We start from the raw sequence: 14231 nt of genomic DNA on the forward strand, positions 1-14231 counted from the left end.
ATAAAAGAGAATGAGAGAGCCTTCGGGTTCTCTTTCTATTTTCTGAAAACTTTCTCCATTTTTCCATGAAATGTGGTAAAATAAAAGAAAGAAGCTGACAAAGGAGACGGGTATGGAACAAACATTTTTTATCATTAAACCAGACGGTGTAAAAAGAGGATTAGTGGGTGAGGTGTTGAAACGCATCGAACAACGTGGATTGACAATCGAAAAATTGGAGTTGCGTACAAAGGTTTCAGAAGAGTTGATTGATCAGCACTATCAGGACTTGGTTGGTCAAAGTTTTTACCCACCGATTCGTGAATTTATGACTTCAGGACCAGTTCTTGTGGGCATCATTTCTGGTCCTAAAGTAATCGAAATTTGGCGGACTATGATGGGTGCGACTCGTCCAGAAGAAGCTTTACCAGGAACTATTCGAGGTGATTTTGCAAAAGCTGCTGGTAAAAACCAAGCTATTCAAAATGTTGTGCATGGTTCAGATTCAGAAGAGTCAGCTAAGCGAGAAATTGCTCTTTGGTTTGAAGAAAAATAGTAAAAGTTTGATGTAAGGGTTACTTGCATCAAATTTTTTTGCATTTTAGAGTAGAAAACTGACAGTTGAGAAATATTCTAGCAATGGTGAGGATTTCTAGCCTATAATAAGAGCAAGTAAGGGAGGAAGAATGATGGAAAAAATGAAAAAGCAAATTCAAGTTTTATTATTGTTTACGATTTTTGGTATCAGTAGCTGTTCTTGTTTAAGTTTATCGACTTGGTCCTTGGTGTTAGATCAAAACTGCTTCTATTATTTAGTTGGTATGTTGCTTCTTGCCAGTATTGGTGCAGGGCTAAACTATTATAGGGGGCAGGGAAATCAACATTATTCAGTTTTTAAAGAAGATAAGCAACAATTCTTGTATAGCCTATTGCTCTTAGTAAATATTTTGGGTTTAGTTTTAATTGTCATAGACCATATCCTTGCAGGAAATATATCTGTAGAAGGGGGTGTAGAAGCCTTTCTACCGAGTTTCTTTTTCTTATTTGGTATTGATTTGTTAGTTTTTCTGCCGATTCAGAAGTATGTAAATGGATTGAAAAAGATTTTGGGTAAGAAGGCAATCTGTTTTATTAGTGGACTAGCTATTCTAATCTTTCTCAGAAATCCTTGGATGTTATTATCCATGACCTTTTATATTGCCTTGGGAATGCTGTTTCTGGGACTGTTAGTACCAAAAGTTATTCGCTGGGAAGTTTCGTTTTATAGCCACCTGATGAGGGATATCTTATTAGTTGTCTTCCTGCTATTTTTATTTTAAAGACAAAAGAAGAGATGGTCCAAGTTTTACAATTTATAATATGTAATTCATAGATAATATCTCGACAAAGAACAAGTTTTTGGTATAATAGAAACATGTACACTAAAAATGAAGAAGACTTACAGTCCTTAGGTGAGCGTTTGGGCTGTTTATTAGAAAAGAATGATGTTTTAATTTTAACTGGAGAACTTGGAGCGGGCAAAACGACCTTTACAAAAGGTCTTGCTAAGGGATTACAGATTTCTCAGATGATTAAGAGTCCAACCTATACTATTGTGAGAGAGTATGAAGGTCGTCTTCCTCTTTATCATTTAGATGTTTATCGTATAGAGGGGGATGCTGATTCTATCGACTTGGATGAGTTTCTCTTTGGTGGCGGAGTAACTGTTATTGAGTGGGGCAATCTCTTAGGAGATGCCTTGCCAGATACTTATTTAGAGTTGGAAATTCTAAAAGAAGAAGAGGGTCGCAGATTACATTTCCAAGCAAAGGGTTTGCGTGCAGAAAAGCTTTTAGAGGAGTTTCAACATGGAGTATGAATTGTTCATTAGGGAAGCAGAGTCTAAAGATGCAGCTGAATTAGTATCATTTTTAAATTGTGTCAGTGTAGAAACAGATTTTACCAGTCTGGACAGGAATGGCATTTTGATGACAGATACTGAGATGGAGTTGTTTTTGGATAAACAGGCTCACTCGGAAAATCAAATCACTTTACTGGCCTTGCTGAATGATGAAATTGCTGGTCTTGTAAATGTCACAGCTGATCAACGCAAGAGAGTTCGTCATATTGGAGATCTCTTTATTGTGATTGGTAAGAAATATTGGAATAATGGACTAGGAAATTTGTTACTTGAAGAAGTCGTAGAATGGGCGCAGGCTAGTGGCATTCTTCGTCGGCTTCAACTCACTGTCCAAACTCGTAATCAGGCTGCAGTTCATTTATATCAAAAGCATGGCTTTGTAATTGAAGGTATACAAGAGCGCGGTGCGTACATAGAAGAAGGGGAATTTATCGATGTTTACCTGATGGGTAGGCTGATAGATTAATAGAAATATGGTTAAAAAAATTATTGGAATGGTGCTAGCTTTTCTAGCTTTGACAGTTTTGGGTGTGGGTGTTTTTGCTTATACTATTTATCAACAAGGAACAGAAACTTTATCAAGAACTTATAAAAAAATTGGAGAAGAAACCAATGTTATTGAGGCGACTGAACCCTTAACGATCCTTTTAATGGGGGTTGATACTGGAAACGAAGAACGAACGGACCCTTGGGAGGGAAATAGTGATTCCATGATTCTTTTGACGGTTAATCCGCATACGAAAAAGACTATGATGTTGAGTTTAGAGAGAGATATTTTGACGAAAATTCAGCATAAAGATGGTCAAATCGAAGAAGCGAAACTGAACGCAGCTTATGCTGGAGGAGGTGCAGAATTAGCTATCTCAACGATTCAAAGGATGATGAATATCCATATTGACCGCTATATTATGGTCAATATGCAAGGTTTGCAACAATTGGTAGATGCAGTGGGCGGGATTACGGTTAATAATACACTAGGTTTCCCGATTTCTATCAGTGACCAAGAGGAATTTAATACCATTTCTATTGGTGTTGGGCAACAAACTCTAAATGGAGATGAAGCTCTTGTTTATTCTCGCATGCGCTACCAGGACCCAGAAGGGGACTACGGACGTCAGAAACGTCAGCGTGAAGTCATTCAAAAGGTTGTTGAAAAAGTTCTTAGCTTGAATAGTGTTAGTCACTATCAATCTATCTTAAAAGCCCTAAGTACCAATATGCAGACTAATATTGATCTATCTGCGAAAAGTATTCCAAGCTTGTTAGGTTACCAGGACTCGTTTAAAACGATTGAAACTCAACAATTACGAGGAGAAGACGCCGAATTGCAAGGGACATCTTATCAAATCGTAACGGCTAACCATTTGTTAGAGGTCCAGAATCTTTTGAGAACCTCACTTGATAAACCGAAGGTGACAGAGTTAGAGACAAATGCAGTCTTATATGAAGATATTTTTGGAAACCAAAATGGTATCGGTTTGGGAACAGGTACGATTAATAATACAACAAATCAAGAAGATGTAGAATAATCTATTTTATAGTTAAAATCGTGGGAAATTTCCTGCGATTTTTTCAAAAAAATACGAATAGATAGGTAGGAGGAAACATGAAAGCAGAAATCATTGCTGTTGGAACAGAGATTTTGACAGGACAGATTGTTAATACCAATGCCCAGTTTTTGTCGGAAAAACTAGCAGAAATTGGAGTAGACGTATATTTTCAGACGGCTGTAGGAGACAATGAAACTCGTCTCTTGTCTTTGCTTGAGATTGCCAGTCAACGTAGTAGTCTGGTGATGTTGACAGGTGGTTTGGGACCAACTGAGGACGATTTGACCAAACAAACCCTAGCTAAATTTTTAGGGAAAGAATTAGTCTTTGATCCTCAGGCGCAGGAGAAGTTGGATGTCTTTTTTGCCCAGAGACCAGACTATGCCCGAACACCGAATAACGAAAGACAAGCTCAACTTGTAGAAGGAGCGATTCCACTGCCAAATGAAACAGGACTGGCTGTGGGAGGAATATTGGAAGTCGAAGGAGTGACCTACGTCGTCCTTCCAGGTCCACCAAGTGAATTGAAGCCTATGGTCTTAAACCAACTTCTACCCAAGTTGATGACAGGGAGCAAGCTGCATTCCCGAGTTCTTCGTTTCTTTGGGATTGGCGAGAGCCAGTTGGTTACGATTTTGTCTGATTTGATTGATAATCAAACAGATCCGACCTTGGCCCCTTATGCTAAGACAGGAGAAGTCACTCTGCGTCTGTCAACAAAAGCTAGCAGCCAAGAAGAGGCGAATCAAGTGCTGGATATCTTGGAAAATCAAATCTTAGGTCGCCAGACCTTTGAAGGTCTTTCTTTACGAGATCTTTGTTATGGTTATGGGGAAGAAACTAGTTTAGCTAGCATTGTGGTAGAAGAACTGAAAAAACAAGGGAAAACTATCACGGCTGCAGAGAGTTTGACGGCAGGGCTTTTCCAAGCCAGCGTAGCTGATTTTTCGGGTGCTTCAAGTATATTTAAGGGTGGTTTTGTAACCTATAGCTTGGAGGAAAAATCAAAGATGTTGGATATTTCTGTCAAGGATTTGGAAGAACAGGGTGTGGTATCTGAATTTACAGCTCAGAAGATGGCTGAGCAGGCACGAATCAAGACCCAGTCTGATTTTGGCCTTAGTTTGACTGGAGTGGCAGGACCAGATAGCCTGGAAGGACATCCAGCTGGGACAGTCTTCATAGGCTTGGCTCAAGAGCAAGGAACTGAGGTTATCAAGGTCAATATTGGAGGCAGAAGTCGAGCAGATGTACGTCACATTGCGGTTATGCATGCCTTTAACCTAGTTCGCAAGGCTTTATTAAGTGACTAACTTTTGATATAATAGTAGATAGGTCTGAGGACCATTAGAATGTAGGAGAATAGAATGGCGAAAAAACCAAAAAAATTAGATGAAATTTCAAAAAAATTCGGGGCAGAACGTGAAAAAGCCTTGAATGACGCTCTTAAATTGATTGAGAAAGACTTTGGTAAGGGTTCAATCATGCGTTTGGGTGAACGTGCCGAGCAAAAGGTACAAGTGATGAGTTCAGGTTCTTTGGCGCTTGACATTGCCCTTGGTTCAGGTGGTTATCCGAAGGGGCGTATCATTGAAATTTATGGACCAGAGTCATCTGGTAAGACAACGGTTGCCCTTCATGCAGTTGCACAAGCGCAAAAAGAAGGTGGTATTGCAGCCTTTATCGATGCGGAACATGCCCTTGATCCAGCTTATGCTGCAGCCCTTGGTGTCAACATTGACGAATTGCTCTTGTCTCAACCAGACTCAGGAGAGCAAGGTCTTGAGATTGCAGGAAAATTGATTGACTCAGGTGCAGTTGACCTTGTCGTGGTCGACTCAGTTGCGGCCCTTGTACCTCGTGCGGAAATTGATGGAGATATCGGAGATAGCCACGTTGGTTTGCAGGCTCGTATGATGAGCCAAGCTATGCGTAAGCTCGGTGCTTCTATCAATAAAACCAAAACAATTGCCATCTTTATCAACCAATTGCGTGAAAAAGTTGGAGTGATGTTTGGAAATCCAGAAACAACTCCTGGTGGACGTGCTCTGAAATTCTACGCATCAGTCCGTTTGGATGTTCGTGGAAGCACACAAATCAAGGGAACTGGTGACCAAAAAGATACCAATGTCGGTAAAGAAACTAAAATCAAGGTCGTGAAAAACAAGGTGGCTCCACCGTTTAAGGAAGCCTTCGTTGAAATCATGTACGGAGAAGGGATTTCTAAGACTGGTGAGCTTTTGAAGATCGCAAGCGATTTGGACATCATCAAAAAAGCAGGAGCTTGGTACTCTTACAAGGATGAGAAAATCGGGCAAGGTTCTGAAAATGCTAAGAAATACTTGGCAGATCACCCAGAAGTCTTTGATGAGATTGACCATCAAGTCCGTGTTCAATTTGGTTTGATTGATGGAGAGGAGGCTTCTGTAGAAGGTGTTGAAACTAAAAAAGATGAAGCAGTTCAATCAGATTCTGTGAATGAAGAAGTAACTCTTGACTTAGGCGACGAGCTTGAAATCGAAATTGAAGAATAAGCTGTTAAAGCAGTGGAGAGCATCCGCTGCTTTTTAGTTGCCTAGTTCTGGTCTTCAGCTCGCGCATAGTTTGCTGTTTCTTGTCGCTCCACTAGAAAGCTGATATAATAGCCTTATGAATAAAAAACGAACAGTGGACCTGATACATGGTTCAATTCTTCCCTCGCTCTTAAGCTTCGCCTTCCCAATCTTGCTATCAAATATTTTTCAACAGCTCTATAATACTGCTGATGTCTTGATTGTTGGGCGTTTTCTTGGACAAGACTCCTTGGCAGCAGTAGGGGCGACGACAGCGATTTTTGACCTGATTGTAGGCTTTACTCTTGGTGTTGGCAATGGCATGGGAATTGTCATTGCCCGTTATTATGGAGCTCGGAATTTCACTAAAATCAAGGAGGCAGTAGCAGCCACCTGGATTTTAGGTGCTCTTTTGAGTATTGTAGTTATGCTGCTGGGATTTGTCGGTTTGTATCCTCTCTTGCAATACCTAGATACTCCTGCAGAAATTCTTCCCCAGTCCTATCAATATATTTCTATGATTGTGACCTGTGTCGGTGTCAGCTTTGCCTATAATCTCTTTGCAGGTTTGTTGCGGTCCATTGGGGACAGTCTGGCAGCGCTTGGATTTCTGATTTTCTCTGCTCTGGTTAATGTGGTTCTGGATCTCTATTTCATTACGCAATTGCATCTGGGAGTTCAATCTGCAGGCCTTGCTACCATCATTTCGCAAGGCTTATCAGCGGTTCTTTGCTTTTATTATATTCGTAAGAGCGTTCCAGAACTGCTCCCTCAGCTCAAACATTTCAAATGGGACAAAAGCTTGTACGCGGATCTCTTGGAGCAAGGTTTGGCTATGGGCTTGATGAGTTCGATTGTGTCCATCGGCAGTGTGATTTTACAGTCTTCTGTTAATACCTTTGGTGCCGTAATTATTAGTGCCCAGACGGCAGCTCGACGCATTATGGCCTTTGCCCTTTTTCCTATGACCGCTATTTCAGCTTCGATGACGACCTTTGCTTCTCAGAATCTAGGAGCTAAGCGCCCAGACCGCATTGTCCAAGGTATTCGAATCGGCAGTCATTTAAGTATGTCCTGGGCAGTTTTTGTTTGTATCTTCCTCTTTTTTGCCAGTCCATCCTTGGTTTCCTTCTTGGCTAGTTCGACAGATGGTTACTTGATAGAAAATGGAAGTCTCTATCTGCAAATCAGTTCAGGCTTTTATCCTATTTTGAGTCTCTTGTTGATTTATCGCAATTGTTTGCAGGGCTTGGGGCAAAAGATCCTTCCTCTAGTTTCTAGCTTTATTGAACTAATCGGAAAAATCGCTTTTGTAGTCTTGATTATCCCTTGGGCAGGCTATAGGGGAGTTATCCTTTGTGAACCCCTTATCTGGGTTGCCATGACCATACAACTGTACTTTTCGCTTTTCCGTCACCCCTTGATAAAAGAAGGCAAGGCAATCTTGGCAACCAAAGTGCTCTCCTAGCTGTATTTGCTAATAAAATCCATTTCCTCTAGTGAAAATCGAAAAAACTTGTGTTATAATAAGAAAGATTAAAATGTGAAAAAAGGAGATTCCTAATGGGACGTAAATGGGCCAATATCGTAGCCAAGAAAACGGCTAAAGATGGAGCTAACTCTAAAGTATATGCAAAATTTGGTGTAGAAATCTATGTAGCAGCTAAAAAAGGTGATCCAGATCCAGAATCAAACTCAGCCTTGAAATTCGTTATCGACCGTGCTAAACAAGCTCAAGTGCCAAAACACGTTATCGATAAAGCTTTGGACAAGGCTAAAGGAAACACAGACGAAACCTTTACAGAAGGACGTTACGAAGGTTTTGGACCAAATGGTTCTATGTTGATTGTTGATACTTTGACTTCAAACGTTAACCGTACAGCGGCTAATGTCCGTGCAGCTTTTGGTAAAAATGGCGGAAACATGGGCGCTTCAGGTTCTGTTTCATACCTCTTCGATAACAAGGGTGTTATCGTATTTGCAGGTGAAGATGCGGACGCAGTCTTTGAGCAATTGCTAGAAGCAGATGTAGATGTGGATGATGTAGAAGCAGAAGAAGGGACAATCACAGTTTACACAGCTTCAACTGACCTTCACAAGGCTATCGTTGCCCTTCGTGAGTCAGGCGTTGAAGAGTTCCAAGTGACTGAATTGGAAATGATTCCTCAGTCAGAAGTGGAATTGTCAGGCGATGACCTTGAAACCTTTGAAAAACTTTACAGCGTTCTTGAAGACGACGAAGACGTACAAAAGATCTATACAAACGTAGACGGATTCTAATTTAACCTATAGAACATGATCCTAAGTGAAAAAATCACTTGGGATTTTTTGAATCAAGAAAATAGTTCTCTAGGAAACTTTTTATTGACATCTCTTTTCAAAGTGGTAAAATAGTTCTCATGAAAACTTATTTAGTTCCTAGGAGAACTAAATGCAATGGTTAGAAAGGAGTTAGTATGGATAAACCGATGTTAGTCTTTAAGCGTTTTGGTCATCAGATTCACCTGATGGTGCAAAAGGAAGCCAAACGTTGTGGTATTGAATTTATGGGTGGGCCTCAAGGGCAGGTTCTGCGTTTTTTAGATCATTGTGAACAAAAAGAGGAACTGGTCCTGATTAAGGATATCGAGCAGGAACTCAATATTACCAAATCTGTTGCGAGTAATTTGGTCAAGCGTATGGTGCAAAATGGTTTGGTGGAATTGGAGGCGAGTCCTAGCGATAAGCGGGCAAAATTTGTTCGTTTGACGGACAAAGCACGTTCTCAAATGAAGCAGGTTAAAGCCTTTTTTGAACGAATTGATAAGCAGTTGATGGAAGACATTGATGAAGATGAATTACTGATTTTTGAGAAAGTCCTTGCTCAACTACAGGAAAATATCAAGGGAATAGGAGGAGAGAATGAAGAAATTAGCCAAACGAATTAGTAGAAAAGAATGGGGGATGATTTTACTAGCCATTCTCTTTACTTGTTTTTCGGTCTATCTAGAGTTGGAAGTGCCGACCTATATCTCGAAAATTACGGATTTGCTAGGTAGTCAAGGAACTAATTTAGATGAGTTGTGGCAGCCGGCAAGCATGATGGTGGAAATGTCCTTTCTTGCCTTCTTGTCCGTAGTTGCAGTTGGATTTTTTGCATCCCGAGTGGCGGCTTCTTATACTAGTAGGTTGAGAAGTGATATTTTTAACCGAGTTTTGGATTACTCGCAGACAGAGATTAAGAAATTCTCTATTCCCAGTCTCTTGACGCGTACTACCAATGACATTACTCAAGTTCAAATGTTGATTACCATGGGCTTGCAAGTAGTTACGCGTGGTCCGATTATGGCTATCTGGGCTATCGGGAAGATTTTAGGCCATTCAGAATACTGGCTCTGGGCCGTTCTTGTAGCAGTGATTGTCAATGTTTTGATGACGACCGTTTTGATGACGCTAGCCTTTCCAAAACAGTCCTTGATTCAAAGTTTGACTGATAAACTGAACAGTATCACTCGTGAGAGTTTAACAGGTATTCGTGTTGTTCGCGCCTACAATGCTGAAGAATACCAAAATGAAAAATTTGCAGCAGCAAATGATGAATTGACACGCTTGAATTTGTTTGTCAACCGTCTTATGGCTATTTTGAACCCTATCATGATGGGGATTTCAAGTGGTTTGAGTGTGGCGATTTACTGGATTGGGGCCTATGTGATTAACGACGCTGCTCCGATAGCGCGTCTGCCTCTCTTTAGTGATATGATTGTTTTCATGTCTTATGCCATGCAGGTTGTCATGGGCTTCCTTCTCATGGGAGCACTCTTCATCGTTCTTCCCCGAACTATAGTCTCTGCTAAGCGCATTAATCAAGTTTTAGATTTGCATTCTTCTATCCAAAATCCTGCTCAAGTGCAGTTGGCTGATGAAAACCTCAAAGGTCAGGTCGAGTTTAAGGATGTGACCTTCCGCTATGCGGCAAATTCGGAGCCAGTTATCGAGAATGTTAGCTTTAAAGCAGAAGCTGGTCAAACAGTGGCCTTTATAGGGTCAACAGGTTCAGGTAAATCAACTCTGGTCAATCTGATTCCACGTTTCTATGACGTATCAGCAGGAGAAATTCTGGTGGACGGTGTCAATGTTCAAGACTATGCTCTAGAAGATTTGCGCAACAAGGTTGGTTATATTCCACAAAAAGCTGTTCTCTTTTCAGGTGATGTCAAGGACAATCTAGACTTTGGACAAAGTCAAGAAACACCACTTAGTAAGCAGGCTATGTGGCAGGCTTTGGAGTTGGCTCAGTCTAAGAACTTTATCGAAGACAAGGAAGCGGGCTTAGCGTCAGAAGTGGCCCAAGGAGGAACCAACTTCTCAGGTGGTCAAAGACAGCGTCTGGCCATTGCGCGTGCCTTGGCTCGGAAGCCAGAAATCCTCATCTTTGATGACTCCTTCTCAGCCTTGGACTACAAGACAGATCGTGTCCTACGCCAAGAGTTAGCAGAGAAAACCAAGTCTATGACCAAGCTTATCGTCGCACAGCGTATTTCAACGATTATGGACGCAGATTTGATTTTGGTCTTGGATCAAGGGAAAGTCGTGGGACAAGGTACCCACAAGGAACTTCTAGCTAATAACGAAGTTTACCAAGAAATTGCCTATTCACAACTATCGAAGGAGGAATTGGAACATGGAAAATAAGAAAATGTCTCTCTGGAAACAGACTAAACCCTATCTTGCAGGCCTCCAGTTTGCCCTTCTAATCGCCTTTCTAGCAACAATCCTATCCAATATCATTACTGTATATGGTCCAACCCGTATCAAGGAAATGACTAATATTATTGCTAGTGGTTTAGAAACAAGTGTGGATGTCGCTGCGGTTGCAGCTATTGGTGGTTTTTTGGCCGTCATCTATGTGATTGGACTCCTATCAAATTATTTACAGGCCTTTCTGTTTACAACAGCTATTCAACGTTTTTCAGAGCGTTTAAGAACAGCCATTGCAGAGAAAATTAATCGCCTACCATTGAGATATTTTGATGGACACTCTCAGGGGGATACTTTGTCTCGTGTAACCAATGACGTTGACACTGCAGCCCAGTCCCTCAATCAAAGTCTGGGAACAGTTCTTTCATCCACTTTACTGGTCTTAGCAGTCTTGGTAACCATGTTTGGGATGAACTGGATTTTGGCCTTGGTGACGGTTGTTTCAACTCTTGTTGGCTTTGCTTTCGTGTCCGTTTTTATGGGCAAATCACAGGGCTTTTTTAAGAGTCAGCAACAAGACTTGGCAGCTGTCAATGGCTATGTGGAAGAAATGTACTCTGGCCATAATGTAGTAACCAGTTACAATGCCATCGAGAGTACGAAAGAAGAGTTTGCAACATTAAATCATCGTCTGTATGATAGTATCTGGAAATCTCAGTTTATTTCAGGGATTATGATGCCGATTATGATGTTTATTGGGAACTTTAGCTATGCCTTGGTGATTATCGTTGGTGCAGCCTTGGCATTAAATGGACACATCAGTATCGGGATTATCGTTGCCTTTATGGCCTACGTTCGTATCTTTTCTCAGCCTCTTTCACAAATCGCCCAAGGGATTACTAGTCTTCAGCAGGCTAGTGCAGCCATGGGACGCGTCTTCGAATTCCTAGCTGAAGAGGAAATGGAAGACGAATCCCATAAAGAAAGACAATTGAGCGATATGAAAGGTCAAGTAGTCTTTGATCGAGTCTCCTTTGGTTATACACCTGATCGGACTATCATCCACGATTTTTCTGCGACGGCTCATGCAGGTCAAAAGGTTGCCATTGTCGGACCGACTGGGGCTGGTAAGACAACTATTGTCAATCTTTTGATGAAGTTCTATGAGATTGATAAGGGAAGTATCCGTATCGATGGTGTGGATACCAAGGATATGAAGCGTTCGGAAGTACACGATGCCTTTTCAATGGTCTTGCAGGATACTTGGCTCTTTGAAGGAACCATTCGCGACAATCTTATCTATAACCAAGAGGGGATTAGTGATGAGCGCGTGATTGAAGCCAGCAAGGCTGTAGGGATTCACCACTTTATCATGACACTACCAGATGGTTACGATACCGTCTTGGATGATACAGTGACCTTGTCTGTCGGACAAAAACAACTCTTGACTATCGCTCGTGCTTTGCTGAAAGATGCGCCACTCCTAATCCTAGATGAGGCGACTTCTTCTGTTGATACCCGTACAGAGGAATTGATTCAGAAAGCCATGGATCGTTTGATGGAGGGAAGAACTTCCTTTGTCATCGCTCACCGCTTGTCTACCGTCCGAAATGCTGATTTGATTCTTGTTATGAAGAATGGTAATATCATCGAGCAAGGAAATCATGATGAGCTGATGGCGCAAGCTGGTTTCTACGCTGACCTCTACAACAGTCAATTTACAGAAGACGAAGCAGAAGAATAAACCCAAAGAAGGCTTGACGGCCTTCTTTTTCTGCACTATACTAGAAGACAAGTGCTTCCCTATAAGTAAAATTTGAGTAAGTGATGAGAAAATATATGAAAAATTATCAAGAATGGTATGACCACATTGCTGGTAACATTGAAAATAGGCCCTTTCTTCTGAGCTTGTTAAGAACTTTCAATCGGTTCATGACGGCAGTTATGCCTATGATTTATCTAACCTTGTTAGCAACTACCTATCTCCAACAAGGACTTGGGAAACAGGTCGGAATCTATTTGTTTATCCCTGCATCAGGTTTTGTGATTTTATCCTTTCTTCGTAAGAAAATCAATGCCCCTAGGCCTTATGAGGAATGGGATATTAAACCTTTGCTTGACAGAGATAGCCCTGGTCAGTCTATGCCCAGTCGTCATGTCTTTTCAGCAACCATTATCTCCATGGCTTGCTTGCATGCTAGTTTATCTGTAGGGGTTATCTTATTGGTCTTGTCAGCTTTCCTCGGTCTAGCGAGAGTCTCAGGTGGCGTGCATTATCTCAAGGATGTAGTGGTTGGTTATATTTTTGGTCTTGTGTGGGGTGTGATTTTCTTTCTATTTTGACCTGCAAGTTAAGGTGGCCCTACAACCACTTACGGGGTTAAAGTAACCACTTGCTTTTTTGCTCTTGTTTTCTTATTTTGGCTTTGATATAGTAGAGTCAGAAAGGATATGGAATGAAGTTACGAATCGAAATTGACAGCAATTTAGAGGAAACTGAAATTGTCATCAAGGTAGCGGCTTTGACAGATGAGATTGCGGATTTACAGCGCCTCTTGCAAGAATCCAAGTCTCCTAGGTTGATTTTTTACAAGGGGACGGGTGAATATTATCTGGACTTGTCGGAAATTCTTTTCTTTGAAACAGAGGGGAACAAGATTTACGCCCATACCCAGAAAGATGCCTACGAGGTTCGACTTAAACTCTATGAGTTAGAGTCTATCCTGCCCCGTTATTTCAGTCGAGTATCCAAGTCGACCATTGCTAATATTCGGCAAGTTTACTCGGTGGACAAGTCCTTTTCAGGAACGGGCACCATTTCCTTTTATCAGACCCACAAGGAGGTTCATGTCTCACGACATTACCAATCCCTCCTAAAAGAAAATCTAAGAAACATGAGGTAAGAACATGAAAAAGAAAGCATTTGGTATTGTGTTGCTAGTATTGGCAGCTTTAATATTATTACAAGGAAATTTTGGAATCCCTTCATTCGGTGGGCAAATTTGGCCCTTGCTTGGTATTGCATTTTTTGCCTATCAATCAGTTGGAGCTTTGTTGCGTCGTCACTTAACTTCAGCCTCTTTTACAGCTCTAGTAGCCTTAATGATTGCTAACCACTTTTATGGCATTTTACCAATTCCCAATCAGTCATTGTTCTGGGCAAGTATTTTAATCGTAATGGGTGTCAGCGCACTCACTCATTCTAACAGAACTTGGAATGGGAAAAAATGGTGGTATGATGGTAAAAAGACCATTCTTACAGATAAGGAAGTTGCTTTTGGGACTGGGACTTTCTACAAGCAAAATCAAGAATTGGTAGACGACCAAGTAGAAGTTGGTTTTGGAAATGCCAAGATATATTATGACAATGCAGAGATTTTAGGAGATAGCGCAACTCTGAAAGTGGAAGTCGGTTTTGGGAATGCAGTTATCTATGTTCCTAAACATTGGGGAGTTGATTTAAAGGTAGAAACTTTCTGTGGCGTAGCCAAGGCAGATACTCCTCTAGCGCCAACCAGCAAAACCTTGATTATCCGTGGAGATGTGGCCTTTGGGAAGTTGGGAATTGTCTAC

At 41.2% G+C, this 14231-nt stretch carries 15 protein-coding genes; all 15 read left to right on the forward strand.

Features of this window, described 5'->3' with window-relative positions; all coding sequences use genetic code 11:
- Nucleotides 1-112 precede the first annotated feature (112 nt).
- Nucleotides 113-535: a nucleoside-diphosphate kinase gene (gene ndk, locus O3599_RS09035; protein WP_247939818.1), complete on the forward strand. Its 423-nt coding sequence runs from the start codon at nucleotides 113-115 to the stop codon at nucleotides 533-535.
- A gap of 130 nt (nucleotides 536-665) precedes the next feature.
- On the forward strand, nucleotides 666-1298 hold the full coding sequence (locus O3599_RS09040; RefSeq protein WP_247939819.1) for a competence protein: 633 nt from the start codon (nucleotides 666-668) through the stop codon (nucleotides 1296-1298).
- A gap of 95 nt (nucleotides 1299-1393) precedes the next feature.
- Nucleotides 1394-1837 carry a tRNA (adenosine(37)-N6)-threonylcarbamoyltransferase complex ATPase subunit type 1 TsaE gene (tsaE, locus tag O3599_RS09045; protein WP_247939820.1) on the forward strand — a complete coding sequence of 148 codons (444 nt, stop codon included), beginning with the start codon at nucleotides 1394-1396 and terminating at the stop codon, nucleotides 1835-1837.
- Nucleotides 1827-2345 (forward strand): GNAT family N-acetyltransferase, encoded by a 519-nt coding sequence (locus O3599_RS09050; protein ID WP_247939821.1) that lies wholly within the window; start codon nucleotides 1827-1829, stop codon nucleotides 2343-2345. Before tsaE ends, O3599_RS09050 begins: the two co-directional genes overlap by 11 nt.
- Nucleotides 2346-2352: 7 nt before the next feature.
- On the forward strand, nucleotides 2353-3408 hold the full coding sequence (locus O3599_RS09055) for an LCP family protein (protein WP_371512646.1): 1056 nt from the start codon (nucleotides 2353-2355) through the stop codon (nucleotides 3406-3408).
- Between the two features lie 77 nt (nucleotides 3409-3485).
- Nucleotides 3486-4742 (forward strand): competence/damage-inducible protein A, encoded by a 1257-nt coding sequence (locus O3599_RS09060; protein ID WP_214614813.1) that lies wholly within the window; start codon nucleotides 3486-3488, stop codon nucleotides 4740-4742.
- Nucleotides 4743-4796: 54 nt separating this feature from the next.
- Complete coding sequence (gene recA, locus O3599_RS09065; RefSeq protein WP_371512648.1) at nucleotides 4797-5963, forward strand: recombinase RecA; 1167 nt, start codon at nucleotides 4797-4799, stop codon at nucleotides 5961-5963.
- Between the two features lie 115 nt (nucleotides 5964-6078).
- Nucleotides 6079-7449 (forward strand): MATE family efflux transporter, encoded by a 1371-nt coding sequence (locus O3599_RS09070; protein ID WP_247939825.1) that lies wholly within the window; start codon nucleotides 6079-6081, stop codon nucleotides 7447-7449.
- A 95-nt stretch (nucleotides 7450-7544) separates the two neighbouring features.
- Nucleotides 7545-8261 carry a YebC/PmpR family DNA-binding transcriptional regulator gene (locus tag O3599_RS09075; protein ID WP_247939826.1) on the forward strand — a complete coding sequence of 239 codons (717 nt, stop codon included), beginning with the start codon at nucleotides 7545-7547 and terminating at the stop codon, nucleotides 8259-8261.
- Between the two features lie 176 nt (nucleotides 8262-8437).
- Complete coding sequence (locus O3599_RS09080; protein WP_033686306.1) at nucleotides 8438-8908, forward strand: MarR family winged helix-turn-helix transcriptional regulator; 471 nt, start codon at nucleotides 8438-8440, stop codon at nucleotides 8906-8908.
- Nucleotides 8883-10652 (forward strand): ABC transporter ATP-binding protein, encoded by a 1770-nt coding sequence (locus tag O3599_RS09085; protein WP_247939827.1) that lies wholly within the window; start codon nucleotides 8883-8885, stop codon nucleotides 10650-10652. The genes O3599_RS09080 and O3599_RS09085 overlap by 26 nt, the downstream gene beginning before the upstream one ends.
- Nucleotides 10642-12402 carry an ABC transporter ATP-binding protein gene (locus O3599_RS09090; RefSeq protein ID WP_247939828.1) on the forward strand — a complete coding sequence of 587 codons (1761 nt, stop codon included), beginning with the start codon at nucleotides 10642-10644 and terminating at the stop codon, nucleotides 12400-12402. The genes O3599_RS09085 and O3599_RS09090 overlap by 11 nt, the downstream gene beginning before the upstream one ends.
- A gap of 95 nt (nucleotides 12403-12497) precedes the next feature.
- Complete coding sequence (locus tag O3599_RS09095) at nucleotides 12498-13001, forward strand: phosphatase PAP2 family protein (protein WP_033685562.1); 504 nt, start codon at nucleotides 12498-12500, stop codon at nucleotides 12999-13001.
- Between the two features lie 113 nt (nucleotides 13002-13114).
- The gene (locus O3599_RS09100) at nucleotides 13115-13561 is read left to right on the forward strand and encodes a LytTR family DNA-binding domain-containing protein (protein ID WP_247939829.1); all 447 of its coding nucleotides are present in this window, start codon (nucleotides 13115-13117) and stop codon (nucleotides 13559-13561) included.
- 4 nt (nucleotides 13562-13565) lie between these two features.
- A partial coding sequence (locus tag O3599_RS09105) for a hypothetical protein (RefSeq protein WP_371512653.1) occupies nucleotides 13566-14231 on the forward strand: 666 nt, incomplete at its 3' end.

The organism is Streptococcus sp. 27098_8_103 (assembly GCF_041432345.1).
Classification (GTDB): Bacteria; Bacillota; Bacilli; order Lactobacillales; family Streptococcaceae; genus Streptococcus; species Streptococcus mitis_BV.

Coding starts and splice junctions, on each gene's coding strand:
- O3599_RS09050 (WP_247939821.1), top strand. CDS start 1,827: ATGGAGTATGAATTGTTCATTAGGGAAGCAGAGTCTAAAGATGCAGCT.
- ndk (WP_247939818.1), top strand. CDS start 113: ATGGAACAAACATTTTTTATCATTAAACCAGACGGTGTAAAAAGAGGA.
- tsaE (WP_247939820.1), top strand. CDS start 1,394: ATGTACACTAAAAATGAAGAAGACTTACAGTCCTTAGGTGAGCGTTTG.
- O3599_RS09080 (WP_033686306.1), top strand. CDS start 8,438: ATGGATAAACCGATGTTAGTCTTTAAGCGTTTTGGTCATCAGATTCAC.
- O3599_RS09100 (WP_247939829.1), top strand. CDS start 13,115: ATGAAGTTACGAATCGAAATTGACAGCAATTTAGAGGAAACTGAAATT.
- O3599_RS09085 (WP_247939827.1), top strand. CDS start 8,883: ATGAAGAAATTAGCCAAACGAATTAGTAGAAAAGAATGGGGGATGATT.
- O3599_RS09095 (WP_033685562.1), top strand. CDS start 12,498: ATGAAAAATTATCAAGAATGGTATGACCACATTGCTGGTAACATTGAA.
- O3599_RS09075 (WP_247939826.1), top strand. CDS start 7,545: ATGGGACGTAAATGGGCCAATATCGTAGCCAAGAAAACGGCTAAAGAT.
- O3599_RS09060 (WP_214614813.1), top strand. CDS start 3,486: ATGAAAGCAGAAATCATTGCTGTTGGAACAGAGATTTTGACAGGACAG.
- O3599_RS09070 (WP_247939825.1), top strand. CDS start 6,079: ATGAATAAAAAACGAACAGTGGACCTGATACATGGTTCAATTCTTCCC.
- O3599_RS09090 (WP_247939828.1), top strand. CDS start 10,642: ATGGAAAATAAGAAAATGTCTCTCTGGAAACAGACTAAACCCTATCTT.
- O3599_RS09040 (WP_247939819.1), top strand. CDS start 666: ATGATGGAAAAAATGAAAAAGCAAATTCAAGTTTTATTATTGTTTACG.
- recA (WP_371512648.1), top strand. CDS start 4,797: ATGGCGAAAAAACCAAAAAAATTAGATGAAATTTCAAAAAAATTCGGG.
- O3599_RS09055 (WP_371512646.1), top strand. CDS start 2,353: ATGGTTAAAAAAATTATTGGAATGGTGCTAGCTTTTCTAGCTTTGACA.